Here is a 26,372-nt window from a genome sequence, read left to right as displayed (position 1 = left end):
AGCGCAGTGCCACCGGTGAGGGTGGCTGGGGCGGCAGGATTCGAACCTGCGCATGCGGGAATCAAAATCCCGTGCCTTAACCAGCTTGGCGACGCCCCAACAATTCGTGTGCTTTGCCGCAGCCCGCGGCCCTTTCCGTCCTTAAGCGAAGCCCCTTGCCCCGATCCGCGCGCGCGCCAACAGCAGCGGCGATGGATCGACACCCGCCGCCACATGGGCGGTGAAAGCCCCGGGGCAGCGCGAGGCGACCGCGAGGGCCGCTTCGAAGGTTCTTGTTTCCAGGAAAACGCAGCCGCCACTACCGGAAAGCCGGGCGTGGCCGAAGCCCCCAAGCCAGTCCAGCGCCGCGGCCACCCGCGGGTGGCGCGCACGGACTACCGGTTCAAAGGCGTTCTCCGCCGAAGTCCCGGAAACAAAGGACGAAATTGTCGCCCGAGGGGCATTTCGAGTCAATTCGGGGGCGGCGAACAGGGCCGGGGTGGGCACGTGCTCGGCGGGATCCAGCACCACGTACCAGCGGCGCGGCAACGAGATGGGCTCAAGCAGCTCCCCCACCCCTTCCGCCCAGGCCGAGCGGCCACGGATGAACACCGGCACGTCGGCGCCCAGCGCCAGGCCCAACGCCGCCAGGGCATCCTCGTCCAACCCCGTGTCCCACAGGGTGTTGAGACCGACCAGTACGGTCGCGGCATCCGAGCTGCCGCCGCCCAGCCCACCGCCCATGGGGATGCGCTTGGTGACCTCGATCTCGGCGCCCAGGCGGGTGCCCGTCGCCTCGGCCAGCAGGCGGGCTGCGCGAACCGTCAGGTCGCTGGCTTCGGCCACGCCCGGGATGTCTTTCGGCCGGGTAACCACCCCATCCTCGCGAACGCGCAGGCGGACGTGGTCGCCCCAATCGAGCAGGCGGAACACCGTCTGTAACTCGTGGTAGCCATCCGCGCGGCGGCCGACGATGCGCAGGAACAGGTTGAGCTTGGCCGGGGCCGGCCATGTGGTCCAGTCACCCCGCGCGAGGGGTGCCAGAGCCCGGCTCATGAACACCCGCAGGTGATCAGGGAAGCCGTTCTCGCGGTCGCGTGCGAGGGCCTCGGCGAATTCGGGGGCGCGTTTGTCGACCACCGCGAAGCCGTGTTTCGCGTAAAACGGCGCGTTCCACGGCACGTCGGCCAGGGTGCCCAGGTCGACCCGGGCGTAGCCCGCCTCTCGGGCCCACGCGCAGGCGTGTTCGAGCAGGGCGGCACCGATACCGCGGCCACCGAACGCGGGAAGGACATCGATCTCGGCAATGCCAATGGCGTTGGGGTTGCCATCCGTGTCGAGGCAGACGAAGCCCACGACCTCGCTTTCGACCACGGCGACCCAGCACAGGCCGCGGGTGATGAGCTGGCGGACGATATCCGGTGGCAGCGCCATGCCGGAATAGGATGGCCACGCCTCGTGCCCACGGAACAGCTCAACCGCCGCGCGCTCGATGGCACACAGGCGCTCGGCGTCGTCGGGGTGGGCGCGGGTAATCGTGAAATGCATCGCGGAGGCCGATGTCAGCGCGAAAGGCGCGGATTATCGGCGATGTGGGCTGCGGCGTCACCCGCAAATATCGTGCGCAGGAGCGCGCTCGCGCGCGATTCCTACAAGGCGATTACTTGCCCAGCTGCCACGACTCGATGGCCAGGCGCACCTTGAACGGTGGCTTCTCGGCGAACACCTTGCTCGGCATCGCCGGCGTCTTCGTGGCATCCCAGGCTTTGTAATCCACCGTCCAGCCATCCTGCACCAGCTGCGAGGGCAGCTGGTCGTCGCCGAAACGGATATCCGCCCCGCCAGTATCGGCACGCAGGCCCAACACCCAGCGTTTCAGTTCGGCCATCGGTATCTGCCAACCGACCGCCTCGGCCATCAGCGTTTCGGCATCGGGTCCGCGGCGCGTGCCACCATCCAGCCCTTCCAGCTGGGCGCCCTCGGGGCCGCCCGTCAGGCGGAAGCTGCGGCCGGTGATCGGCCCACGGATGGTGAAATCGTAGCGATCGCCATCCTGTTTCCAGGTCAGGGTGCCGTTACCCGAATCCTTGTCGCTCGATACCGACAGCTTGCCCTGCAAAGTCCAGTGCGACGTATCCGCCAGCGCCTGCTCGCGCTGCTCCTGCTGGCCCATCGTGACGACGGTGCCTTCATGGTGTGCGGTAGGACGCGTGGGTGCGCACGCCGCGAGCAGCAAGAGCGATGCAACGGGAAGGAACCGAAAAAGACGAACCATGCAGGATAAATCCATGTAGGAGCGCGCTTGCGCGCGATAAACCTATGAAACGGGGTAGCGGACACATTCGCGAGCACCCATCGCGCGCAAGCGCGCTCCTGCAGGGAGCGCGCTTACGGCTTCAGCTTTTGCTCGGTTTTCTTCAGCGAAGGGTTTTTCGGATCGATGCGGCGCACTTCGTTCAGTACCTTGCGCGCCTCATCGTGTTCGCCGCGCTGCCACAGCACCTCGGCCAGGTGCACACCGATATCGCCGTCCTTCTGCTTCGCCCACGCGCCGCGCAACGTGGTCTCGGCCTGGTCGAGCTGGCCCTGGCGGAACTTCAGCCAGCCCCACGAATCGGCGACGGATGGGTCATCCGGGCGTGCCGAGCGCGCCGCCTGCAGCAGCGATTGCGCCTCGGAAAGATCGCGGTCGTTATCGGCCAGCGTGTAGCCCAGCGCATTGCTCGCTTCGATATCGCCCGGCTTGATCTCAAGCACGCGGCGGAAATCCGCCACGGCCTGGTCGATCCGACCCGCTTCCGCGTACGCCAGGCCGCGGGCGTAGAGCATGTCGGTGTCATCCGGTTTCACGCGCAGCGCCTTGTCGTACGAGGCCGCGGCGGCATCGAACTGCCGCGCATCCATGTACAGCTCCGCATCCACCGCAAACGCCTTCTGCAAGGCGTCGGGACGATCGGCGTAAGACGTCTGCAGGTCCGCGACGATCTGGTGCGCGTCATCGTCCTTGCCCTGCAGGTGCAGGATCACGGCACTGCGCACGGAGGCATCGAAAATGTGCGGATCGTCGTCGCCGACGGCGGCATACCAGTCGAGCGCGTCTTCCTTCTTGTCCAGCAGTTCGGCGATCTGGCCAAGGGTGAAGGCGTTATCGGTCTGGACATCATCCGGCCGGTGGCGCATTTCGTCGTAAAGGCGGCGCAGCGCCGCCTTGTCGGCCGAACGTGCCGCCAGGGTCATGCGCAGGCTGTAGGTATCCGCATCCTGTGGGCCGGTCGACAGCACCGCCGTGGCACCCTTCTCATCACCGCCCTGGGCCAGCAGCGTGGCGTAGGCCAGGCGCAGGCGCGGGTTCTTCGGATCCTTGGCCACGGCCTTGGCGAACAGTTGCTTTGCCCCGGCCTTGTCGCCCGCGCGGTACTTCTGCTGGGCGGCCCAGGCGTAGGTGGCGCCATCGTGGAACCGCTTCTGCGCTTCATCCCCGGTGCGCTGGGCATAGTCGTGGCGGCCCAGGTTCTCGCCCAGTTCGGCCATGGCCAGCCAGGCAGTCGCTTCGTTGGGCAGGCGCTGCGGGGTGGCGATGCGCTCCAGCAACGTGCCCGCCTGGGCGGCGTCACGGGCCTGCACCAGGGTGCGGCCGAAGGCGCGCCAGGCGTCCGGGTCGCCGGAGCCTACAAGGATCTCGAGCTGCCGCTGGGCCTCGACGGTATCACCCCGGTCGAGGGCCATGCGCGCCCTGCCCTCGGCCAGCTCGGCCGGCTTGGCCCCCAGCGCGGCCCAACGCTCCAGCGCCTTGCTGGCAGCCTCTTGGTCGTGGATGGCCAGGGCCAGCTCCGCGGCCCGGCTGGCCACGGTCGGGTCGTTGCTCAGCCACGCTGCACGGCCATACGCGTCTGACGCGGCCTTGAGATCGTTCGCGGCGATGGCGAAATCGCCCGCCATGACCTGTGCCTCGAGATCGCGCTCGGGCGGCACGATAGCCACCTGCAGGCGGTCCAGCGGCTGCACACCGGTACGGACCTGCTTCGGTTGTTGCCCGGCGGGCGGGGTGGTGGTGGCGCAACCCGCGAGGACCGCGGCGGCACCCATGACGACCACATATTGCCGCACTTGCTTGAACTTGGACCAAGCGGTCAGCACACTACTCTCCGTTGTTTTTCCGCTACGGACAGGCCCGTGCAAGCGCCCGGGGCCCTGTCAGCGCACAATGCGCCCTTAGCTTAGCCGACGCCACCCCTGCCGAGCGCAGCCGCCGACATGCCACTCATCGCCCTCGGGCTCAACCACCTCACCGCGCCGGTCAGCCTGCGCGAGCAGGTTGCGTTCGACGCCACGGTGGCCCCCGAGGCGCTGGGGGACCTTACCCGCCAGCCCGGCGTGGAAGAGGCGATGATCCTCTCCACCTGCAACCGCACCGAGCTGTATGTGAGCGTGGCCGAGGGGTTCGAGGCCGTGCCGGGCCAGTGGCTTTCCCGGCAACACCGGTTGACCCCGCAGAGGCTGGATGAGTTCCTTTACAGCCATGCGGAACAGGAAGCCGTGCGGCACATGTTCCGCGTGGCGACCGGCCTGGATTCCATGGTGCTGGGCGAGCCCCAGATCCTGGGCCAGGTGAAGGAGGCCTACCAGCAGGCGCGCGGCGCCAATGCGCTGAAGGCGCCGATGGAGCGCCTGCTCCAGCACACCTTCGCCGTCGCCAAGCGCGTCCGCACGGATACCCGGATCGGCGCCCATACGGTTTCCGTGGCCTATACCGCCGTACGCCTGGCCGAGCAGGTGTTCACCGACCTGCGCCAGGCCTGCGTGCTGCTGATCGGCGCCGGCGAGACCATCGAACTGGCGGCCCGGCACCTGGCCGACAAGCAGGTACGCCGGCTCATCGTCGCCAACCGCACCCTCGAAAACGCCCAGGAACTGGCCGGCCGCTACAGCGGCTATGCCATCGCCCTGGCCGACCTGCCCCGCCATCTGGCCGAGGCGGACATCGTGATCAGCTCCACTGCCTCGCGCCTGCCCGTGGTCACCAAGGCCATGGTCGCCGATGCGATCACCCAGCGCCGGCGCCGGCCCATGTTCATGGTGGATATCGCCGTGCCACGCGATATCGAGGCCGGTGTCGCCCAGCTGGACGACGTCTACCTCTACGGCATCGATGACCTGAAACAGGTGATCGATGAAAACCGCCGCTCCCGCGAACTGGCCGCCCGCGAGGCCGATGCCATCATCGACCTGCAGGTGGAGCGGTACATGTCCTGGCGGCGCGCCCTGAACCTGCGCAACCCCGCCGTCGATATCCGCGTGGCCGCCGAGGCCCAGCGTGACGAGGTGCTGGCCAAGGCCCAGGCCATGCTGGCCAAGGGCCGTAGCGCCGAGGAAGCGCTCGCCTTCCTCGCCAACACCCTCACCAACAAACTGCTGCACGCCCCCAGTTCGCGCCTGCGCGACGCCGCCCTTTCCGGCGACCTTGACCTGCTCCACGCGGCCGGCCGCCTCTACGGACTGGACCCGGACGACGACGTTTCCGCATGATGTACGGCTTGAGCCGCCCTTCGTGCCCCTAAATGACCCCGTCGATCCGCCGCAAACTCGAAGCCCTCGCCGAACGCCATGAAGAGGTGGGCCTGCTGCTGGCCCAACCCGAGGTGCTGGCCGATGGCAACCGCTTCCGGGACCTTTCGCGTGAATACGCGCAGCTGGAGCCCGTCGCCGCTTCGTTGAAGGAGCACGACGCCGCCGAGCGCGAGCTGGTGGAAACCAAAGCCATGCTCGATGACCCCGATATGCGCGAGATGGCCGCGGACGATATCGAGCGGATCGAAAATCGCCTGGTGGAGCTCGATGGCGAGCTGCAGATCCTGTTGCTACCCAAGGATCCGCGCGACGAAGGCAACCTGTTCCTCGAGGTGCGCGCGGGCACCGGCGGCGACGAGGCGGCGATCTTCGCCGGCGATTTGTTCCGCATGTACGCCCGCTACGCCGAACGGCAGCGCTGGCATGTGGAAATCCTCAACGCCAACGAAGGCGAGCACGGCGGCTATAAGGAAATCGTCGCCCGTATCGAAGGCCGCGGCGCGTATTCCCGGCTGAAGTTCGAATCGGGCACACATCGCGTGCAACGCGTGCCGGACACCGAATCCCAGGGCCGCATCCACACCTCCGCCGCCACCGTGGCGATCCTGCCCGAGCAGGATGAGGTGGGCGAGATCGAGATCCGCGATGGCGACCTGAAGGTCGACACCTTCCGCGCCTCCGGCGCGGGTGGCCAGCACGTGAACAAGACCGATTCGGCGATCCGCATTACCCACCTGCCCACGGGCACGGTGGTGGAATGCCAGGACGAGCGCAGCCAGCACAAGAACCGTGCGCGTGCCATGAGCCTGCTGAAGGCCCGCCTGCTCGATGCCGAGCGCAGCAAGCAGAGCGCCGCCCAGGCCGAAGAACGCCGCCTGCAGGTGGGCTCGGGCGATCGCAGCCAGCGCATCCGCACGTACAACTTCCCGCAGGGCCGCATCACCGATCACCGCATCAACCTCACCCTGTACCGCCTCACCGAGGTGATGCAGGGCGACCTGGATGAGCTGGTCGATACGCTCACCCGCGAGAACCAGGCCGATGAGCTGCAGAGCCTGACGGCGAACAGCTGACCGTGGCGGAAGATACCGCCACGAAGCGATGACGCATCGCGTGGCATTCTTGGGCCCAAACCACCCAAGGACCCCGCCCCATGGGCAAAAAGAAGAAAGCTTACGAACACGCGCTCGAAGACCTTCAGATCGAACTCGTGGGCCTCACCCGCTGGCTGCGCCGTACCGGCAAGCGCATGGTCGTGATCTTCGAAGGCCGCGATGCCGCCGGCAAGGGCGGCACCATCAAGGCCATCACTGACAAGCTCGATACCCGCGCCGCCCGCGTCGTCGCGCTGGGCAAACCCTCCTCCGAGGAGGAAAGCCAGTGGTACTTCCAGCGCTACGTACCGCACCTGCCTGCGGCCGGTGAACTCGTGCTGTTCGATCGCAGCTGGTACAACCGCGCGGTAGTGGAACCGGCGATGGGTTTCTGCACCGAAGAACAGTACGACGCCTTCATGAAGGCCTGCCCCGCCTTCGAAAAGCTTCTCACCGATGACGGGATCATCCTGCTGAAGTACTGGCTCGCCGTGGACCAGGCCGAGCAGGAGGAACGCTTTGCCGAGCGCGCGGCCGATCCCCTGAAGCGCTGGAAGCTTTCGCCTGTGGACCTGAAGGGCCGGCAAAAGTACGAGGAAATGGGCGATCTTCGCGATGCGATGATCCAGCACACGCACACCGATGATGCCCCCTGGTTTGTCGCCGACTTCAACGACCAGAAGGCCGGGCGGCTCAACCTCATCCGCCACATGCTCGACGAAATCCCGGACAAGCTGTGCCCCGATGAAGAACTGGACCTGCCCAAACTGAAAGGCAAGCCGCAGAAGGAACACGTCACCGCGAAGGCGGTAAAGGTACCGAAGGTCTACTGACCCGGCGCACCGGCGGCGGCCGCTTCGGCAGCCGCCCCGTGCGCGACAGGCGCAACCACTGGCGCATGGCCAGCAGGCCGCCGATCGATTCGATGATCGCCGCCGGCACCCACATGATGACGCCACCGATGAGCTGGCCGGTCAGCACGTTCATGGTGAAGGCACGACCGCAGATCTCGAAGATCGGGTAAAGGTCGGATTTCGAGAAGGTCACGATCGCGCCCGCGATGATCTGCGGGGTCATCGTGATCGCGGGTGACAACACGCGGATACCTGGGGTCATGCGGCCGGGCGGCTTCGGACGGTGATCGAGCACGAGCCACCAATAAGCCAGCCCCGACAGGATCATCGACCAGTTCATGAAGCGATAGATGCGCCAGTCCAGCATGGCCAGCGTCTGCATGTCCGGGATAAGCCAGACCAGGATCAACGCGACGAACGACAGGGTGACAAACGCGGGGTTCAACAGGATGGCAGCGACCACCCTGCACACCACGCCGCGGCCAACCCGGCGCAACCGCACGCGCCAGCGCAGGGGCAACCCGGCCCGCAACACCGTGCCCGGGTACGAGGCGATCAGCAGCAGAGGCGCCAGGTGGTGCAGCAACACCTGCTGGATGCGGTGCATGAAGAACTCATGCTCGAAGAAGTAATCGAGGTACGTGTGCAGGGACACGTACACGATCGCCATGCCGGTCCAGAACGCAGCCTGGCGCGACAGGGGCACACGCAGCCGCCGGGATCCCACGACATAGAGCCACGCTGCTCCGATGAACAGCACGAGGAAGCTCCAGGAGAACTCCCACGGCACGATCCACTTCAGCAGCCCCCCGGCCATCGCGCTACAGCTCCCGACGCACGCGGCGCGTACGCCGCCAACCGAATACCAGGCCGAAGACAGCCACCAGCACCGGTACCAGGATGATGTTGATGAACTTCAGGCGCAGGCCCAGCGCATCGATCTCCGCGTTGAGCTGGTGCTGCACATCACGCAGCTCCTTGCCGATGGCCAGCTTCCGCTGCAGGTACTGCTCCACTTCCTTGCGCTGCTGCGCCGTTACGGTGTTGGCACTGGCCGCGCCCTTCGCAGGCTGCAGTTCGGACAAGCGGCGCTGGGTCTCGTAGAGCTCGTTCTCGAGTTCACGTTTCTTGACCAGGAACTTACGGTCGGCCGCTGCCTGCAGGGCGCGCACGCGCGTGAAGGGGCGCTGCAGGTTCGCGCGGCCGCGGATCGACAGCAGGGCCGTTGAGCCACCGAGGTTATCCACGATGTTGGCGACGAAATCGCCGTTGTTCGCGAACGGTGTCAGTTGCTGTTGCCCCAGCAGCGGCTGCGAATCGATCCACAACCGGTCGGAGAGCAGATCGGTATCGGCGATAAGAATCACCTCGCCCGCTGCCGCCGCCACGTCCAGGTGGCCCTTGCCCTTACGCTCGGGGAAGGCGCTATGGAACGTGTCGCGCAGGCGCGCCGCCAGCACGTAGCGATCATGGCCCGGTTCGTAGCTCTCCAGCAGCGTCGAGGGATCCGTGGCGGCATCGCGCACCTTCTGCGCAGGCACTACCATGGATTCATCCGAGGTCTGCACCAGCGGCAGCATGCGTGCCTTGGTATTCGGCGCCAGTTCGAAGAACCCGGCCGTGGAGAAGTTGATCCGCTGCAGGCTGGCCGTTACCACGTCGTCGTGGTTCAGGTCCTGCATGGAAAGGCCGAGCATGGCCGGGTGCGACACGCTGCTGCCATTCAGGTCGATGGTAAGCGCCTGCGACCGGTCCAGGACCACCTTCGTGGGGTCGTACACCACGCCCCACGCCTCGAACAGCCGGCGCAGGTCGGAATCATGATCATCCACGGTGCCATTCGAATCGATGAGCGGCGCCGTATCCATCTCGGCATCCGGATCGACGAACACCACCAAGTGGCCGCCGTGCAGTACGTACTGGTCGATTGCGTACTGCGCATCCTCCGGTAGTTTCTTCGGGTGGATCAGCAGGAGCACATCGATGGAGGGGTCAACCTGCTTCAGCCCGTCGGCATCCAGGCTGGTGACGTTCGCCAGTTGGTCAAGTTGGCGCAACACCGTCCACGGTTGCTCGCCAATCACCATGTTGCCCTCTACCGGCAACGTGCTCAGCACGCCGATCTTCGGCTTGCGCGGCGCCCCGAGTTCATAGAGCAGCTTGGCGATGTCGTATTCCACGAACGCCTCGCGGGCGGGATCGAAGAACGGGATAGCCTGCGAACTGACGGCGTCGCCGGTACCGGTGGTACCCACCAGGCCGAAGAACACCCGCTCACCGTTGCTGCCACCGCTGGCGGGCGTAAGCCCGTAGCTCTCGGCCGCATCTTCATCATCGGAATACGGCACCGGATCGATCACGCGAAAGCGGATGCGCCCATGCGCACGGACCGCGATCTCGCGCAGCATTTCCTGCACCCGCTGCTCGTAGCTGCGCAGCTGGGGCAGATCGCGGGTCGCGTGGTCGGAAAAATACAGCGTGACCGTCAGCGGCTTGCCCAGGCTATCCACGATGCTTTGCGTGCCCGGTGTCAGCGTGTAAATACGATCCTCGGTCAGGTCCATGCGCGCCGTACGCAAGGACATGGAGCTGAAGCCGATCACGACGAGGAACAGGGCAGCGATAGCCAGCAGGCCAAGGCGAAGCAGGTTGGCGCGCGAGAGCGTGAGCGACGGCAGCTTCATCAGCGCGTCCTCTTCAGATCGAGCACCACCACGGCTGCGCCCAGCCACGCGACGATGGTGGCGCCGAAGTACATCAGGTCACGCAGGTCGAGCACGCCGCGCGCAATCGCATTGGCATGGCGGACGATGGAAAGCTGGCCCATGGCGCCAATGAGCTTGGGCGGCAACGAATCCTGGAAGAAATCGAGCACCTGCGGCTGCCCGATCAGCAGCAGCACGAAGCAGACCGATGCCGTGAGGATGAACGCGATCACCTGGCTGCGCGTCGCCGTGGACATGCAAGCACCAATGGCGAGGAAGGCGCCCGCCATCAGCCAGCTGCCGATATAGCCGGCCATCACCACGCCGTTATCGGGTTCGCCCAGGTAGTTGACCGTGATCCAGATCGGGAACGTGAGCACCAGGCAAATGCCGATGAACGCCCACGCCGCCAGGAACTTACCCAGCACGGCCTGCGAGATCGTGACCGGCAGCGAGAACAGCAGCTCCAGCGTGCCCGAGGCGCGCTCCTCGGCCCACATCGACATCGTAACGGCCGGCACGAGCACCAGGTAGAGCCACGGATGCATGTCGAAGAACGGCTGCAGGTCGGCCAGGCCACGGTCGTAGAAATCGCCCGTGTAGAACGTGAGCACGCCGGCCAGGACCAGGAAGATCACCATGAACACGTACGCCACCGGAGTGACGAAGTACGAACGCAGCTCGCGGCGGGCGATGGCGGACACGGCGCTCATGGGTTACCCCCACGCGGTGCCGTCGTAATCTGCCGGAACACCTCGTCGAGGCGCCCCTGCTCAAGCTGGATTTCGGTGATACGCAGGTTCTGTTCACGCAGCAGGGCCTGCACATCATCCAGGATGGCCTGGCCCGGCTTGGGGAACACGGTGACGCGGCCATCCAGCGGATCGACCTCGGTCATGGATACGCCGGGAATACGCGCCAGCATCTCGCGCGACACCCCGCTGCCCTGCGCGCTGAAGGACACCGCGCCGTGGTAGCGGCTGCGCGCCTCCAGCTCGGCCGGCGTGGCATCGGCCAGCAGCTTGCCGTTGGCGATGATGGCCACGCGGTTGCACAGGGCGTGCACTTCCTCGAGCAGGTGGGTGGAGATGAGGATGGTGCGCTCGCGCGCCATGGCGTCGATAAGCATGCGCACGGAGTGTTTCTGGTTGGGATCCAGGCCGTCGGTGGGCTCGTCGAGCATGAGCACGGGTGGATCGTGCAGGATGGCCTGGGCGAGGCCGACGCGGCGGCGCAGGCCCTTGGAGAGCGTGCCGATCGTCACTTCGAGGACATCCTCGAGTTCGAGCCGCATGATGACCTCGTCGAAACGGCGCCGGGCCACCTCACGATCGAGTCCGCGGACGCGGATCATGAAGGTGAGGAATTCACGGACGGTCATTTCGGCGTAGCTGGGGGCACCTTCGGGCAGGTAGCCAAGGGCCCGCTTGGCGGCGAGGGGTTCACGGCGGATGTCGTGGCCGCAGACCCTGGCGGTGCCGGAGGTGGGGGTGAGGAAGCCGGCGATCATGCGCATGGCGGTGGATTTGCCGGCGCCGTTGGGCCCCAACAGCCCGACGACCTGGCCTGGCTCGGCGCGCAGGGTCAGCGAATCGACCGCGGTCAGCGGGCCATAGCAACGGGTGAGTCGGTCGGTTTCGATCATGTCCCCTAATTAACGCACGGGGTGCTTTTGGTATCCACCCTGCGACTAGGCGCGCCTTCGGCTTCGCGGGGGGGCTCGGCTTCGCCATCGCGCTCCACACTTGAGCCTTGAGGCGTAGAGCCCTCGGTGCCCACCCTCGCTGCTCAGACAAGTCTCCAGCGTTCGAAAAGGATGCCGCTACGCGGCCATGTATTTAATTGGCCTACGGCCGCGAACCGGCCGCCGTGAGGGGCTTTTCGACGAGACATCCGTGTCTCGTCAAAAAGGAACGGCCATCCATGGCCGTCCCCCTGCGGGCTATTCCCTCCCGTCGGCCTCGCCTCCGAAACTCGCCTCGAGGGTGGGCACCGAGGGCTCTTTTGACCCATGAGGTGGGTTGATGGGCGAGCCGGTACACCTGGCGCGGTGGCACGACACACCTTGTCTCGGCATACGTTCACGCGGTGCACCGTTCGTTGCGCAAAGCCAGTGCCTACGGCAATCCGAGGCCATGCGATGACCTGCTCTGTGTAGGAGCGCGCCCTGCGCGCGACAGCTTTCGCCTCACCGCAGCAGGGCCTGTGGCGTGCTCGCTAAAAGATGTCGCCCACAGGGTGGGCTCCTACAGGGCGTTGCGTGGTGGCTGGCGGGGCAAGGCATCGAGCCACACCCTCGCTCTCCTGCCAATTCACCTCAGTGACCAAACGAGTCTTCGGCGCCCACCCTCGAGGCGAGTTTCGGAGGCGAGGGGGACGGGAGGGAACAGCCCCGCAGGGGGGACGGCCATGGATGGCCGTTCCTTTTTGACGAGACACGGATGTCTCGTCGAAAAGCCCCTCACGGCACCCGGTTCGCGGCCGCAGGCCAATTAAATACATGGCCGCGTAGCGGCTTCCTTTGCGAACGCTGGAGACTTGTCTGAGCAGCGAGGGTGGGCGCCGGAGGCTCGCTGACTCGAGGTTCAAGTGTAGAACGCGATGGCGTAAGCCGAGCCCGGCGAGGCCGAAGGCGAGCCATCTCGAGCTCGCCAAAAGAAAAAGGCCGCGATTGCTCGCGGCCTTTCTCGTATCAGCGTCCGTTGCGGCGTCGCCGCTTCGTTGGCTTTTCGCGTGCGAGCACGCTCCTACAGGTAGGCCGCTTTGCGGCTTACTGTGCAGCCGCCGTGCTGGCCGGGGCCGGGGCGGTGCCTGCCGGGGCCGGGGCCGAGGACGAACCGGCCGGAGCGGCTTCTTCCAGGCCAGGCTGCTTCATGCCGGCTTCCTGCTCCGGGGTCTGGTCCGGGAGGTTGTCGCCCTGCAGCGGCAGGTAGATCTCGAACTTCTGCTCGTCGTAACCCTCGATCGTGCCCTTGTTGTTCACCGGGGCCTTCGTCTGGATGTCGTAAGCGCGGTACACGACGTCGTCGTACTTGTAGCCGTGGGTCTGCGAGTAGGCGGCCAGCATCTGGCGCGTCTGCGGCAGGCCGGCACCGGTGCCGTTCCACTCGGCCTTGAGGGCCTTGCCACCGAAGGCCAGCACAGCCTTCACGTTGCCATCGACCACGACGCGGCCGAACTTGTCCTTGCTGCCCGGGGTGCCCGCATCAGCGGCGGCCGGGGCGGCCGAGGTCGAAGCTTCTGCCGGCGCCGAAGCGTCCAGCGTCGGGCGCTGGGCGGCGGTCAGCTCGACATCCTGGCCGTTGATCTTCAGCGTGGTGGCGTCGATTTCGGCGGCCACGTCGAAGGTGTAGTTCTGGTCGCCCCAGTTCGTGGTGAACGTGATGCGCGGGCTCACGATGTTCACACCGAGCTTCTTGGCGGCGGCCTGGATCTCGGCCATGGCCTTGTCCGACGCGGTGTCGACATCGTCGAGCGTGCGCGGGGCCGTGGTGGAGACGAACAGGATGGGCTTGGCCGGCTGCTCAACGATCGACGGAACCATCTTGCTGTAGTCGATGTTGGGGATCGACGCCATCAGGTTCTGCAGGTTCGACAGGCTGAACTGGATGAGCGAATCCGGGTCGCCGTGGATGTAGAGGTTGCTGAAGCGATCCACGAGGTTGAAGCCGTACGAGACGTCGTAGGCCCAGTTCACCTTCACGAGCTTCTGGCTGCGGCCAGTGCGCTCGAGGTTGATGGTGAACTTCTTGTCGTGGCCACGCCAGGAGTTCTCGAGGTTCCAGACGATGGTGCCCTTGCCGGCATCGGTGATCTGGGCGAAGCCCGGATCGATCGAAGCGATTTCGAGCGAGCCATCACCCACCTTCGGGTCGTTGGCCTTCCAGGAGATCTTCGAGCCCGGGCCGTAGGCCTTGCCCGACAGTTCGAACTGGAGCTTCGGATCGAACGTACGCAGGACCGAATATTCCGGGAACCGACGGAAGTTGCTGAAAACGTCGTAAACCTGGCGCAGATCCTTGCTGATAAGCATTTCGCGCTCGACGTGTCCGGTCGAGGGCATGGCCACGCCAACGACGACGCCAAGGACGGCGACGATGACGATAGCAACAATGAATTCTAACAGACGCGTCATTCCACGGTTCTCCGAACGTCTTTGAACAGGCAGCCCCCGGCTGTGGAGTCCGCGCGGCCGCCCCTGAAGAATCGGCCCGTGACATGGGCATGCCAGTGCCGAAAGAACCGATGGTAGCCGGTCATGGCGCCGAGCGCCATTGGGTCCCCTGCCCTTTTTCGCAAGCGGGCACAACCCGAAAAATTCCGGGTGTGCCCCGGCCGGTCAGGCGGCCGTCAGACGATCCCCAGCTCCAGGGCCTTGAGTACCGCGCGGGTGCGGTCGCGGACGCCCAGCTTGGAAAGGATGTTGGACACGTGGTTCTTCACCGTGCCCTCGGCCACGCGCAGGGAATTGGCGATTTCCTTGTTGCTGTAGCCGCCGGAGAGCAGGCGCAGGATCTCGGTCTCCCGCTCGGTGAGCGGATCGGGCTGCTCCAGGCTCGAAAACTGGTTCTGGATGCGGCCCACGCCCGCCAGCAGGCGCTGGGTCACCATGGGTGCGACCAGCGAGCCGCCAGCGGCCACCGTCCGCACGGCCTCCACCAGCTGGTCCAGCGACACATCCTTCAGCAGGTAGCCACGGGCGCCGGCCTTCAGGCCCGACAGGACCAGCTGGTCGTCGTCGAACGTGGTCAGGATGATGGTCGGCGGCAGCTCGTTACGCCCGCCCAGGGCCTGGAGCACCTCCAGCCCGCTCATATTGGGCATGCGCAGGTCCAGCAGGACCACATCGGGGCGGATCTGCGGGATGGTCTGCACGGCCTGGGCGCCATCGGCGCATTCGGCGACCACCCGGATATCCCCGGCAAGGTCGAGCAGTGAGCGTATGCCCTGGCGAACCAGGTTCTGATCGTCAACGAGGCAGACGGAGATCATGAAGGATCCTCGGAAGGAACGGGGATGGTGGCATGGGGAGGCGCCAGCGGGCTATCGGTCAATGGCTGACGCGTCGGTGCATGGGCCAGCGCCTGGGCCTCGCCCAATGGCAGGCGGGCGGTCAGGGCGAAGCCACCTTCGGGCATGTCGCGAAAGGTCACTTCGCCGCCAAATTCCGCCAGGCGCTCGCGCATGCCGTTCAGGCCATTGCCCGGCCGGAAGGCGCCGGCCGCGCCGGAGGTGCCGCGGCCATCATCGCGGGCATCCAGGCAAAGCTCGTCCGGGCCCGTGTGGCGGAACGTCAGCCACAGGTGGCGCGCATTGGCGTGGCGCACGGTGTTGGTCAGGATCTCCTGGACGCAGCGCAGCAGCATCTGGGCCCGGCGCGGATCCTCCACGCCGAAGCGCGGAGGGATGGCCAGGTGCACCGCGAGGCCGGGCACGCCCTCGGTCAGGCTGCGCAGGGCCTGCGTGAGGTCGATGGCATCGTCCTGGCGCAACTCGCTGACCACCTCGCGCACATCCGCCAGCAGCTGCTTGGCCGTGGTCTGCGCCTTCAGCACGTGCTCGCGGGCGGTATCGTTGGTCAGGTGGCTGGCCACCTCGAGGTTCAGGCTGAGCGCGGTCAGGTGGTGGCCGACCAGGTCGTGCAGATCGCGAGCAATACGCATGCGCTCGGCGATGCGGGTGGATTCGGCCAGCAGCGCTCGCGTCGCCCGCAATTCGGAGTTCAGCCGGCGCAGCTCCTCGCGCTCGTCGGCCTGCTGGCTGGCGACCATGGAGGTGATGAACATCAGCGCGGAAAAGCCGAAATACAGGCACGCCTGCATGATGGCGAGCAGCAGGTTGTAGGTAGGCAGCTGCATCATCACCGGCACGAGGGCCAGGTGCGCCACCACCATCCAGGCCATGCCCACCGGCAGGCTCACCAGCCATGGCACCACGGCCGCCACGATCACCAGCAATAGCGCTGAAAGGCCGCTCTTGCTGAGTACGCCGATCGCCAGCGCCGTGCCGGTCAGGATCACCAGCACCGTGACCCGCGTCGGGCCATCGACACGGGAGCCGAGGCTGCGTGTCAGCAGCCAGTACACCAGGCCGAACAGGAGGTAGCAGCCGGTCCACGCGAGCAGGGCCACGTCGGGGATCTGCCCGGGCTCCGAGCCCGCGCGCTGCAGCGAAAGCGGCAAGCCCACGCACAGGAAGACAAAGTACGTCGCGTACCGGAGCAGGCGGACATGGTTGAACTGGACCTTTGACATGCCCGCATCATAGGCCTTCGCGGCCCGCGCACCACCTGACTGAAGTCATGAGGGCGCTAACGGCAAGCGCTGGCTTTACAACGGTTTTACATCCGCATGCGCGCTCCCCCGCGGGTGCCGGGCGTGCCATAATGCCGCGCATCGGGCGGCCCGGGGGCTGCCTTCTTTCGAAACACCTGGATCGGAGTACCGAATGGCCCTTGCCATCCGCGACGTGCGTGAGCACGACCTGGATGCCGTGCTGGCGCTTAATAATGAAGCGGGCACGGGCATCCTCGCCACCGATCGCAGCCGGCTGCGCCACCTGTACGAGATCGCCCACTATTTCCGCGTCGCCGAGCAGGATGGCCGCATTGTTGGCTTTCTCATCGCCATGCGCCCGGATGCCGATTACCAGAGCCCGAATTTCCGCTGGTTCCAGGCCCATTACGAATCGTTCGTTTATATCGATCGCATCGTGATCGAACAGTCCATGCGCGGACATGGCCTGGGCCGCATTTTTTACTGTGATGTGCAAAGTTATGCCGAGGTACGCGTGCCGCTTTTGACCTGCGAAGTCTTCCTTGAACCCCGTAACGACCAGACGGTGCTCTTCCACGGCACCATGGGTTTCCAGGAAGTGGGCCAGCAGCGCATGGGCGCGAACGGCCCGAACGTGAGCCTGCTCGCCCGCGAACTACCCAGCTTCCCGTTCGTCCGCGAACGCTACCTCGAACAGGATGGCCTGCCCGACGTGCCCTGGCTCGCCGAACGCGTGCGCCCGGGCAGCAACCGCGGGGTGGCCGCATGAACGCCCGCGCCGAATCCCTCGAAGCCGCCTGTGACCTGCGCTTTGGCCAGGTAGGCATTGCCTGCGTGCGCGTGCGCCGCGTCGATGCCGCCGCATTGGTCGACGAACTGGAACGCCGCGTGCGCTCCGCGCCGCAGATGTTCACCCGCGCTGCCGTGGTGCTCGATCTGTCGCACCTGCCCAAGCTGCCGGACGACGGCATGGTCGATGCCCTGCTCGAAGCGATCCGTAGCGCAGGCATGCTGCCGGTAGGCATCGCTTACGGCACGAGCGAGACGGAAGCCCTCGCCGAGCGGATGAACCTGCCGCTCATCGCCAAGTTCCGGGCGCAGTACGAGCCCGGCCAGGCGGAGACCGCGGCCGCCGCGCCGGCCCCTGCCCCCGTGGCGGCCCGCCGCGAGCAGGCCGCCGACGCCGTTGAAACCGGCACCACCATCACGGCCCAGCAGCACACCGGCAGCACCGTTCGCTCGGGCCAGCAGGTGTACGCACGCGAACGCGATCTCGTCGTCGCCGCGACGGTGGCCAATGGCGCCGAAGTCATCGCCGATGGCTCGATCCATGTTTACGGCACGCTGCGTGGCCGCGCCATGGCCGGCGCACAGGGTGATGAGACAGCCCGCATTTTCTGCTCCGATTTCCGCGCCGAACTGGTGGCGATCGCGGGGCACTACCGCGTGTTCGAGGACATGCCCAAGGAATTCGAAGGCCAGGCCGTGCAATGCTGGCTCGATAATGGAAAACTCATGATCGCGCGCCTCTGACGCCGGTCCCAACCGTTTTTTGCGGAGACATCTCTTGACTGAAATCATCGTCGTTACCTCCGGCAAGGGCGGAGTCGGCAAGACCACCACCAGTGCCTCTCTCGCGACCGGCCTCGCCATCGAGGGCAAGAAGGTCGCGGTCATCGACTTCGACGTCGGCCTGCGTAACCTCGACCTGATCATGGGCTGCGAGCGCCGCGTGGTGTACGACTTCGTGAACGTCGTGCACGGCGAGGCCACGCTCAAGCAGGCCCTGATCAAAGACAAGCGCCACGAGAACCTGTACGTGCTCGCCGCGTCGCAGACGCGCGACAAGGACGCCCTCACCCAGGAAGGCGTCGAAAAGGTCCTCGAAGAGCTCAAGAACGAGAACTTCGATTTCGTCGTGTGCGATTCGCCCGCCGGTATCGAAAAGGGCGCGCACCTGGCCATGTACTTCGCCGACCACGCTGTCGTCGTCGTGAACCCGGAGGTTTCCTCCGTGCGCGATTCCGACCGCATCCTGGGCCTGCTCTCGAGCAAGACCCGCCGCGCCGAAAAGGGCGAAGCGCCGATCAAGCAGCACCTGCTGCTCACGCGCTACAACCCGAACCGCGTGGAAGCCGGTGAAATGCTCAGCGTGAAGGACGTCGAGGAAATCCTCGGCATCTCGGTCGTTGGCGTCATCCCGGAATCGGAGAACGTGCTGGCCGCGTCCAACGCGGGCGTGCCGGTCATCCTCGATGACAACTCCAACGCTGGCCACGCCTACAAGGACACCGTCGCCCGCATCCTGGGCAACGAGCGCCCGCTGCGTTTCATCGAGCCGGTGAAGAAGGGCTTCCTCAAGCGCGTCTTCGGAGGTTGAGCATGGGTATCCTCGATTTCCTGAAGCGCAAACCCGAGCCGAGTGCTGGCGTCGCCCGCGAGCGCCTGCGCATTATCGTCGCCCAGGAGCGCTCGACGCGCGGCGGCCCCGACTACCTGCCGCTACTGCGTAACGAGCTGCTCGAAGTCATCCGCAAGTACGTGAACGTCGATGTCGAGGCCGTGAACATCAACCTCGAGCGCGACAGCGGCCACGAGGTGCTGGAACTCTCGGTCGCCCTGCCCGACGGCAAGCCCGCGTCGGCATGAGCACGCCCGATCCCGCCGACGCGGTGCTCCGCGTCGGCGCCATCGGCTTCGACGAACCCCGCGCCCTGCTCGCCCAACATGGCCTCGCGCTGATCGCGGTGGCGGATGGCGAGCCGATCCCCGGAAGCTTCTGGGGCGATACCGAAGCGGGCATCATTGGTACGACGGTGTATGCACGGGCGGATACGCCGGTGCATTCGCTGTTGCACGAGGCCTGCCACCTGATCGTGCTGCCGGAAGAGAAGCGCGCGCTGGTGCATACGGATGCGACGGATTCCATCGAGGAAGAAGACGCGACCTGCTACCTGCAGATCGTGTTGGCGGGGCATTTGCCGTCGGTGGGTTCGCAGCGGTTGATGGAGGATATGGACCGCTGGGGCTATACGTACCGGCTACGTTCAACACGCGCGTGGTTCGAGCAGGATGCGCCTGAGGCGCGTGCGTTCCTTCTGGCCCGCGGGCTTCCTGTCGCCTGATTCGCTAGTTAAGCGGTTCATTCGCTGGCGCGAATGCGTGTAACCAGCGGCTTCGCCGCCTTGCTCTTGTGGTTTTGAGGCCGAGAGCCGTCGGTGCCCACCCTCGCGTCGATGCTGCGGCTACGCCGCCATGTCTTTGATTCGCGCACAAGGTGCGCTCCTACAACCGCCGCCCCGTTAGCGAGCCATGGGCCAGCACTATGTAAGGCTGGCCTACGGCCGCTCTCTTGTGCGGAACTCGCCTCGAGGGTGGGCACCGACGGCTCTCTTTACCCATGAGGTGGCGTGCGGGCGAGCTCGCTGCTGGTGCGCAATACCGTCGTAGGAGGCCACCCTGTGGCCGACAGCTTTCGCGACACCGCCGCAGGGCTTGGGTGCTCGGCGAGAAGATGTCGCCCACAGGGTGGGCTCCTACGAGGGGTGCCGCGATCTGGTGAATGGATGCGCCGGGCTCGTGTGGGAGCGTGCTTGCACGCGATCAGCCTACGCAGCGATGACGCCGTAACCCATCACTGCGCGGCAGCTACCACAGTCGCCGGCAGATGCGCGGGACTGGCCGTGATAAACGAACCCATGGCCAACACGCAAGTCAGCACGGCAGCAACGAAGAAGGACTTGAGCAGGAAGGTTTCAGCTTTCATGGCGATGCTCCGTGAGGTGGGGCGATTGGGGCCAGGCCCCGTCACCCGAGACGTTGCATCCGCCGTGCCAACCCAAACCACAACCCACAAACGGCGCCACGACGGCGTTTGCGTCGAACCACGCCACACGATCACGACTGTCCGCGGACGAAGCCGCTGTCCGCCAGTACGTGTCCGAACGCACCGCTCTGCCCGCAGACAACGCCGCGGCTCTCCCAACACCCAACCTCATGGGTCAAAAGAGTCGTCGGTGCCCACCCTCGAGGCGAGTTCCGCACAAGAGAGCGGCCGTAGGCCATATAGGTAAACCATGCCGCGCAGCGGCATTCCGCACCGAACGCGGAGGACCTGTCTGAGCAGCGAGGGTGGGCACCGACGGCTCTCGGCCTCACGCCCACAAGAGCAAGGCGGCGGATGCCGCTAGAAACATGCATTCGCGAAAGCGAATGAACCGCTTCACCAGAGCGAAGCCGAAGGCGGGCCGTTAGCCCGGTTCGTTGCGCTCGATTTGCGATACCACCTCGGTGGCGGCCGCGGCCGAGGCGCGGGACAGGCGGCGGCGTTCCATCGAGCCGTACCACAGCCATGCCGCCAGGCCTGTCAGGCACAGCGACGTCGCGCCCAAGGCCAGGTACAGCATGCTCGACGACAGCAGCGGCGACAGCACGCCCGCGATAAACGCCGTCGTGATCAGGCTGCCAAACGCCTGCACCGACGATACCCCGCCGCGCTGGTTCGGGAACCGGTCCAGCAACAGGATCGTCAGCGTCGGGAACGCCATTTGCACACCGCAGCCATACAGCGCCAGCGGCACTGTCGACCACGGCACGCGCGGCGCATCCAGCACCAGCGCAAAGAACAGGCTGAACGCGCAGCTCGAAAGCATCGCGGCATAACCCCAGCCCACCGTCTTCGCCGCGCTCACCCGCCCCGCCACGCGCCCCGAGATAAACGCGCCCGTGACCATGCCCGTCACCGTCGGCACGAACAACCACGGGAAACCATCGGCACCCAGGTGCAACACATCGCGGATCAGGTGCGGTGCCGAAGCGATATACAAGAACAGACCCGAGAAATTCACCGAGCTCGCGATCGCCAGCGGCCAGAACGGTAGATCCCGCGCGATCGCCACATAACCGCGCAGCAATGGCCGCGGCTGGAACACCGTTCGCTTCTCCACCGGGTGCGATTCCACCAGGAAGCGCGTGATACCCAGCACCAGCAGCACGGTGAACGCCGTAAGCGCCCAGAAAATACCGCGCCAGCCATCGATCCCCAGCAGCCATGCACCCACGATCGGTGCGATCGCCGGCGCGATGCCGAAGATCATCATCACCTTCGACATCATCCGCTGCGCTTCTTCACCGTGCATGGTGTCGCGGACGATGGCGCGGCCGACCACGATACCCGCGCCGCCGCACAAGCCCTGCACGATGCGGCAACCCAGCAGGAAACCGAAGCCCGGCGCCAGCGCCGCGCCCGCCGAAGCCAACGCGTAGATACCCATGGCCACCACGATCACCGGCTTGCGCCCGTACGCATCGGAGATGGCACCGTGGAACAGGCTCATGACCGCGTAGGCCAGCAGGTACACACTGAGCAGCTGTTGCAGGGCTACCTCGCCCACCCCGAAGGTGTGGCCGATGTCCGGGAAGCCCGGGAAGATGGCATCGATCGAGAACGGCCCGATCATGCTGAGGGCCGCGAGCAACAACGGAAGGTGGCGCCGCGGATCGCGGGTCGCGGAGGTCATGGACCGTCAATCTGTACCGGGGGATGCAAACAGTATAGCTGTAAGTCGTGCTTGCCCTGAGCCCACGGCCGGTGCCCATAATCAGCCACGGAGGTAGCGCCACGCCGCGCGGGGCGGCGAGCAGGGTCACCGGAACCCATCCATGAGCCACGATACCGCTTCGTTGAAAGCACGCGCACAAGGCCTGCTGGAGCAGGCCGGCATCACGATCAACGGCCACCGGCCAACCGATATCACCGTCCACGACGAACGCACCTACACCAGCGTATTCGCCCACGGATCCCTGGGCCTGGGCGAGGCCTACATGGATGGCTGGTGGGATTGCCCTGACCTTGCGGGCTTCATGACCCGCGTGCTCAACGCCCACCTCGATGACTCCCTGCGTACGCTGGATACCCTGGTCGCCCACCTGAAGGCCCGGTTCCTCAACCTGCAGCGCGGTGACCACGCATGGGAGGTGGGCCGCCAGCATTACGACCTGGGCAACGACCTGTTCGAGGCCATGCTGGGCAAGCGCCTGGTGTATTCCTGCGCCTACTGGGCCAATGCCTGGAACCTCGATGATGCCCAGGAAGCCAAGCTCGACCTGATCTGCCGCAAGCTCCAGCTCACGCCGGGCCAGCGTATCCTCGATATCGGCTGCGGCTGGGGTGAGGCGCTGAAGTTCGCTGCGGAACGCTACGGCGTCAGCGGCGTCGGCATCACGATCTCAAAGGAGCAGGCCGAGTACGCTCGCGAGCTATGCCGCGGGCTACCCATCGAGATCCGCCTGCAGGATTACCACGAGGTCGACGAGCGTTTCGATGCGGTGCTGTCCGTCGGCATGTTCGAGCATGTGGGGGGAAAGAATTACCGCCCCTGGTTCGAAGTCGCCCGGCGCTGCGTCAGGCCGGATGGACTGGTGCTCCTGCATTGCATCGGCAGCAACGGCCCGGCCGGACGGCCCGATCCCTGGATCGAGAAGTACATCTTCCCCAACTCGGTCATCCCCTCGATGGCCCAGGTATCCAGTGCGCTGGAAAGCCTGTTCGTGGTCGAGGACTGGCACAACTTCGGTACGGACTACGACCGGACGCTGGTTGCCTGGCAGGCGAATTTCGATGCGGCCTGGCCACGGTTATCGTCGAACTACGATGAGCGGTTCCGCCGTATGTGGCACTTCTACCTCGGCTGTTCCGCCGGCGTGTTCCGCAGCCGGCGCGACCAGCTGTGGCAGCTTACGCTGTCGCCACGTGGCGTACCCGGCGGCGTTCGGGTGCCGCGATAAGCCTGACGGCCATCCCCGCATGCACGTGCAGGGGATAATCACCGCCGGCTAGGGCACCGCCCTGGGCACGTGCGCATCATGGGTTTGGGTGGCGGGCCGGTCGAAGCGTTTGCGCACCATGCCCGCGATGGCGTGTAGTGCCGGCTTGGGATCGTCCATCCGGAAAACATGCAGATCGGCATGCAGCCACTGGCCGGCGATCTCGGCCACGCCGCTCCGCCGCCGCCGCAAACTGGCCATATCGTGGTACAGGTCCACGCAGAAGCGCCCGGCGGGATACTGGCGCGGCGCCCGCGGTACAGGCAGCTCCTGCGCATCGTGCCAGGCCATGTCGCACACGTTCACCCCACGGCGCGCGGCAAACTCCACATACGTCCACGCCCGGGTGTTCACCTCGATGATGCGGTATTCACCATCGCGCGGGTCGCGCTTGAACTCGGCACTGAAGATGCCCCGGTAATCCAGCCCGTCCAGCAGGCGGCGGATGTGCCGTTCCGCTTCGGGGACGGCATCCAGCGGGATGGCGCACGAGCAGGAGCTGTTGCCAAAGTCCGGTGGCGACATGCGCAGCCGGCGCCGGGCGAAAAGGCCAGGGTAGGCACCGTTGGCGTCCCGGAACCCGTCGATGAAGTAGTGCTCCGTCGCGGGGCCCGGAACGTACTCCTGGGCCATGACGGAAAAACCCTGCGCGTGGAAGCGTGCCCATGCGTCGCGCAATCCGTCGAGCGAGTCGACCCAGACACCCTTCGCGCCGACCACGTCACTGAAGCGCTGCGAATTCACCGGCTTGATGAAGACGCGATCGAGTTGGTGCATGGGCACCTCGGCGACATCGGCGAGCGTCGTGAGACGAAATGTCCTGGGGTGTGGAATGTGGGCGGCCGCCACGAAACCCGCAAACACCGACTTGTCCTGCAGCAGTGCCTGCGCGGTACGGGTCGAGCTGCACACGAGGAACCGGGAACCGAGATCACTCGACGGCAAATGGGTGAGCCACATGGCCGCATCGTCTGCGCCGGGGATGATCACGGCGCGCTCGAGCGGCATGGCGCGCAGGGTATCCAGCGCCTGCGGGCCCGGCGTGCCATCCCACGCGGCCCCCGGCGTAGGCCGGTACCAGCGTGAGCGGGTCGCCATGTCCCCGGGAGGGCAGGCCACGTAGGCGGGAATGCCCGCCATCACCAGGCTGCGCAGGATACCGATGGCCGTGGGACCTCGCCCCATGACGATGGCCGGCACACGGCCCGCTGCGACCTTACCCATGGAGAATCCCCTGCCAGGAAGCGGCCGCGACGGCGGCCACGCAGGCCTATATCAACGCACGGGCCGGGCGGGGGATAGTCGACCTCTCGGCCTATGCGCTTTGCAGGCCCACGGCGAAAGGCACGCGAAAGTTCACGCGCCGTCCTGCCCACGCTGCTCGGCGAGCGCGGCGTCGATGGCGGCATCCATCGACAAGGCATTGGCCCGCGCCGCCGCGTTATCGAGCATGTCGAGCACGTTGGCCACCGCCGCATCCGCCACGGGTACGGCCGCGACCGGCACCGCGGCCGGCGGTGCCTGGAGCGCATCGGCGCTCATTTCCGCCGCGTACTTCACGATCTTCACCGGGCGGCCATCCGCGTCAAAGATCGGGTTGTACGTTGCCTGGATCCACACCACGCATTCGCCCTTGCCTAGCCGGCGATACAAACCGGCATCGTGCAGGCCCGAGCGCAGGCGCCGCCAGAATCCGATGTACGCATCGGAACGGCTTTCACGCTCATCAACGAACAGGCTGTGATGGCGGCCCTGGATCTCATCCAGCCGGTAGCCCACGATTTTCAGGTAAGCGGGGTTGGCGGTCAGGACCATGCCATCCAGGGAGAACTCGATCACGCCCTGCGTTTCGTCGACGACGTGCTGGCGCTGTCCCAGGTTGGCGGCCCGCCCGACCTGCGCGGTGACATCCGCGCCGTAAACCACGACAGAAGCGAGGCGGTTGCCACGGCCCATGCGCGGCACGTAAACCGCCTGCATCCACCCCTCCTGCCCGGCGCCGGTCACCCGGACCAGGTCGGCCACTTCCTCGCCCCGCGAGAGGGCGCGCCACAGGTGCTCCGCGTCATCCACGGCGAACACGGCCTGGAACGGTTGGCCCGCCAGGGTATCGGTGCTCGCGCCAAGGATGGACTGGAAGGCCTTGTTGCTGGACAGGATGACGCCATCCGCGCCCAGTTCCACCACGGCAAAGCGACGGCCCAATGCCGCCAGCGTCGATCGCGCCTCACGGGCATCGCGCCCGCTCCAGAAACCCATGCCCATCGAGGCACCCTGCCCTTCATCGAATTCGAACTGGTTTATCGGCCAGGCAAGGGCCGGGCTTTAGTCCGGGCGAAACCTGCGTCACGCCTTTTTCTTCACGGCCCGGCTAAACTTGTGCCACGCAATCGTTTTGTTATCAGGGGAATACTGGCCGTGCAGGCACGCAATTTTGAAGTTTCCGTCGTCCACCCGAACGGCAAGGCCGCGGTCGAGATCACGTTCAACGAAAAGGTGCATGGCCTGTCGGGCGATACGCTGTGGCTGTCACTCGATGATAGCGCCAGCGTCGACGACGCCGAGGCACTGCGCGTCCTGCTCGAGCGCGTAGGTCACCGCATCACGGTCACCAACGTCCGCTGAGTCAGCGGGCACCCCTCACGCCTGGGCCGGTGCTGTCGGGCACCGCCACCTGCAGGGGCACGACGCGCCCCGTGACATGGTGGTTCACCCCATGCACCTTGCCGCAGCCAAGGCACGGCCTGACACGGCCCAGCCCGCCGCGACCGGTACGAGCCGGTGCCAGCAGGCACCCGCAGACGTAGCACGACGCAAGGGCGCCGCGCTCCCAGAGGCGGATGCGCAGGGCCTGGATGCCGACAATGGCAACGCCTGCGCACACACCCGCCGCCAGCAGCCAGCGCGGTAGGTGCGAATAGAGAAGGAAGTTACCCAGCTCGCCCGGGAGCGCCTCGGCCGCACGCAACGCAGCGGCGGCAACGGCGCCCGTGCCGAGTGCCAGCAGGCCCGGCATGAACATGCGCAGATGCATGCGACCAACGTAAGACATGGCAACTCCCCTCCCCTGGC

25 protein-coding genes and 1 tRNA gene are annotated in these 26,372 nt (G+C 66.0%); 10 read left to right on the top strand and 16 right to left on the bottom strand.

The window, feature by feature from the left end; genetic code table 11:
- Positions 1-22: 22 nt before the first annotated feature.
- From L2Y97_RS04955 to L2Y97_RS04940, 4 genes are all read right to left on the bottom strand, one after another.
- A tRNA-Gln gene (locus L2Y97_RS04955) sits at positions 23-99 on the bottom strand.
- A 42-nt stretch (positions 100-141) separates the two neighbouring features.
- Positions 142-1,527 carry a 4-(cytidine 5'-diphospho)-2-C-methyl-D-erythritol kinase gene (ispE, locus tag L2Y97_RS04950; RefSeq protein WP_247433770.1) on the bottom strand — a complete coding sequence of 462 codons (1,386 nt, stop codon included), beginning with the start codon at positions 1,525-1,527 and terminating at the stop codon, positions 142-144.
- A gap of 112 nt (positions 1,528-1,639) precedes the next feature.
- On the bottom strand, positions 1,640-2,254 hold the full coding sequence (lolB, locus tag L2Y97_RS04945) for a lipoprotein insertase outer membrane protein LolB (protein ID WP_247433768.1): 615 nt from the start codon (positions 2,252-2,254) through the stop codon (positions 1,640-1,642).
- A gap of 113 nt (positions 2,255-2,367) precedes the next feature.
- The gene (locus tag L2Y97_RS04940; RefSeq protein ID WP_247433765.1) at positions 2,368-4,116 is read right to left on the bottom strand and encodes a tetratricopeptide repeat protein; all 1,749 of its coding nucleotides are present in this window, start codon (positions 4,114-4,116) and stop codon (positions 2,368-2,370) included.
- Positions 4,117-4,233: 117 nt separating this feature from the next.
- Between L2Y97_RS04940 and hemA the strand changes: the two genes are divergently transcribed.
- The 3 genes from hemA (at position 4,234) to ppk2 (ending at position 7,474) form a co-directional block, all read left to right on the top strand.
- Entirely contained in the window at positions 4,234-5,505 is a 1,272-nt protein-coding gene (hemA, locus tag L2Y97_RS04935; RefSeq protein ID WP_247433763.1) for a glutamyl-tRNA reductase, read from the top strand.
- Between the two features lie 32 nt (positions 5,506-5,537).
- Positions 5,538-6,620: a peptide chain release factor 1 gene (gene prfA / locus L2Y97_RS04930; RefSeq protein ID WP_247433760.1), complete on the top strand. Its 1,083-nt coding sequence runs from the start codon at positions 5,538-5,540 to the stop codon at positions 6,618-6,620.
- An 80-nt stretch (positions 6,621-6,700) separates the two neighbouring features.
- A complete protein-coding gene (gene ppk2, locus L2Y97_RS04925; RefSeq protein ID WP_247433757.1) occupies positions 6,701-7,474 on the top strand; it encodes a polyphosphate kinase 2 in 774 nt (257 codons plus the stop codon).
- Here ppk2 and L2Y97_RS04920 read toward each other — a convergent pair.
- The 7 genes from L2Y97_RS04920 to L2Y97_RS04890 all read right to left on the bottom strand — a co-directional run bounded on the left by L2Y97_RS04920 (position 7,437) and on the right by L2Y97_RS04890 (position 16,454).
- Entirely contained in the window at positions 7,437-8,312 is an 876-nt protein-coding gene (locus L2Y97_RS04920; protein WP_247433754.1) for a cytochrome c oxidase assembly protein, read from the bottom strand. The two genes, ppk2 and L2Y97_RS04920, sit on opposite strands and share 38 nt — an antisense overlap.
- A gap of 4 nt (positions 8,313-8,316) precedes the next feature.
- On the bottom strand, positions 8,317-10,179 hold the full coding sequence (locus L2Y97_RS04915; RefSeq protein WP_247433752.1) for a GldG family protein: 1,863 nt from the start codon (positions 10,177-10,179) through the stop codon (positions 8,317-8,319).
- Positions 10,179-10,913, bottom strand: coding sequence for an ABC transporter permease subunit (locus L2Y97_RS04910; RefSeq protein ID WP_247433751.1), 735 nt, complete (start codon positions 10,911-10,913; stop codon positions 10,179-10,181). The genes L2Y97_RS04915 and L2Y97_RS04910 overlap by 1 nt, the downstream gene beginning before the upstream one ends.
- Positions 10,910-11,845, bottom strand: coding sequence for an ABC transporter ATP-binding protein (locus L2Y97_RS04905; RefSeq protein WP_247433748.1), 936 nt, complete (start codon positions 11,843-11,845; stop codon positions 10,910-10,912). The genes L2Y97_RS04910 and L2Y97_RS04905 overlap by 4 nt, the downstream gene beginning before the upstream one ends.
- A 1,125-nt stretch (positions 11,846-12,970) precedes the next feature.
- The gene (locus L2Y97_RS04900) at positions 12,971-14,335 is read right to left on the bottom strand and encodes an SRPBCC family protein (RefSeq protein WP_247433745.1); all 1,365 of its coding nucleotides are present in this window, start codon (positions 14,333-14,335) and stop codon (positions 12,971-12,973) included.
- Between the two features lie 215 nt (positions 14,336-14,550).
- On the bottom strand, positions 14,551-15,192 hold the full coding sequence (locus L2Y97_RS04895) for a response regulator (RefSeq protein ID WP_072322753.1): 642 nt from the start codon (positions 15,190-15,192) through the stop codon (positions 14,551-14,553).
- Entirely contained in the window at positions 15,189-16,454 is a 1,266-nt protein-coding gene (locus L2Y97_RS04890) for a sensor histidine kinase (RefSeq protein ID WP_247433743.1), read from the bottom strand. The genes L2Y97_RS04895 and L2Y97_RS04890 overlap by 4 nt, the downstream gene beginning before the upstream one ends.
- Before the next feature lie 193 nt (positions 16,455-16,647).
- Between L2Y97_RS04890 and L2Y97_RS04885 the strand changes: the two genes are divergently transcribed.
- The 5 genes from L2Y97_RS04885 to L2Y97_RS04865 are packed head-to-tail and all read left to right on the top strand — an operon-like array spanning position 16,648 to position 19,600.
- Entirely contained in the window at positions 16,648-17,244 is a 597-nt protein-coding gene (locus L2Y97_RS04885) for a GNAT family N-acetyltransferase (protein ID WP_247433740.1), read from the top strand.
- Positions 17,241-18,008: a septum site-determining protein MinC gene (minC, locus tag L2Y97_RS04880; RefSeq protein ID WP_247433737.1), complete on the top strand. Its 768-nt coding sequence runs from the start codon at positions 17,241-17,243 to the stop codon at positions 18,006-18,008. Before L2Y97_RS04885 ends, minC begins: the two co-directional genes overlap by 4 nt.
- A 34-nt stretch (positions 18,009-18,042) precedes the next feature.
- On the top strand, positions 18,043-18,855 hold the full coding sequence (minD, locus tag L2Y97_RS04875) for a septum site-determining protein MinD (protein ID WP_247433734.1): 813 nt from the start codon (positions 18,043-18,045) through the stop codon (positions 18,853-18,855).
- 2 nt (positions 18,856-18,857) lie between these two features.
- Positions 18,858-19,124, top strand: coding sequence for a cell division topological specificity factor MinE (gene minE / locus L2Y97_RS04870; protein ID WP_139980217.1), 267 nt, complete (start codon positions 18,858-18,860; stop codon positions 19,122-19,124).
- Positions 19,121-19,600, top strand: a complete 480-nt coding sequence (locus L2Y97_RS04865) for a hypothetical protein (protein WP_247433731.1) — start codon at positions 19,121-19,123, stop codon at positions 19,598-19,600. Before minE ends, L2Y97_RS04865 begins: the two co-directional genes overlap by 4 nt.
- Positions 19,601-20,109: 509 nt before the next feature.
- Here L2Y97_RS04865 and L2Y97_RS22335 read toward each other — a convergent pair.
- Together L2Y97_RS22335 and L2Y97_RS04860 are read right to left on the bottom strand one after the other, a co-directional pair.
- Complete coding sequence (locus tag L2Y97_RS22335; protein ID WP_256452077.1) at positions 20,110-20,241, bottom strand: hypothetical protein; 132 nt, start codon at positions 20,239-20,241, stop codon at positions 20,110-20,112.
- Positions 20,242-20,725: 484 nt separating this feature from the next.
- Positions 20,726-21,994: a multidrug effflux MFS transporter gene (locus L2Y97_RS04860; RefSeq protein ID WP_247433729.1), complete on the bottom strand. Its 1,269-nt coding sequence runs from the start codon at positions 21,992-21,994 to the stop codon at positions 20,726-20,728.
- Between the two features lie 142 nt (positions 21,995-22,136).
- Between L2Y97_RS04860 and cfa the strand changes: the two genes are divergently transcribed.
- Entirely contained in the window at positions 22,137-23,261 is a 1,125-nt protein-coding gene (gene cfa / locus L2Y97_RS04855) for a cyclopropane fatty acyl phospholipid synthase (RefSeq protein ID WP_247433726.1), read from the top strand.
- Between the two features lie 48 nt (positions 23,262-23,309).
- On the opposite strand, the gene L2Y97_RS04850 is transcribed toward cfa, so the two are convergent.
- Positions 23,310-24,524: a carboxylate--amine ligase gene (locus L2Y97_RS04850; RefSeq protein WP_247433723.1), complete on the bottom strand. Its 1,215-nt coding sequence runs from the start codon at positions 24,522-24,524 to the stop codon at positions 23,310-23,312.
- A 132-nt stretch (positions 24,525-24,656) separates the two neighbouring features.
- Positions 24,657-25,559 carry a PAS domain-containing protein gene (locus tag L2Y97_RS04845; protein WP_247433720.1) on the bottom strand — a complete coding sequence of 301 codons (903 nt, stop codon included), beginning with the start codon at positions 25,557-25,559 and terminating at the stop codon, positions 24,657-24,659.
- A gap of 159 nt (positions 25,560-25,718) precedes the next feature.
- On the opposite strand from L2Y97_RS04845, the gene L2Y97_RS04840 reads away from it, so the two are divergent.
- A complete protein-coding gene (locus L2Y97_RS04840; protein ID WP_247433717.1) occupies positions 25,719-25,925 on the top strand; it encodes a hypothetical protein in 207 nt (68 codons plus the stop codon).
- 1 nt (position 25,926) lies between these two features.
- Here L2Y97_RS04840 and L2Y97_RS04835 read toward each other — a convergent pair whose 3' ends face one another.
- Positions 25,927-26,352, bottom strand: coding sequence for a hypothetical protein (locus L2Y97_RS04835; protein WP_247433714.1), 426 nt, complete (start codon positions 26,350-26,352; stop codon positions 25,927-25,929).
- Positions 26,353-26,372: the final 20 nt, after the last annotated feature.

It is taken from the genome of Luteibacter aegosomatissinici, assembly GCF_023078495.1.
Classification (GTDB): Bacteria; Pseudomonadota; Gammaproteobacteria; order Xanthomonadales; family Rhodanobacteraceae; genus Luteibacter; species Luteibacter aegosomatissinici.
The sequence above is the reverse complement of the archived record's forward strand: the minus strand, read 5'-3'. Positions and strand labels throughout refer to the sequence as shown.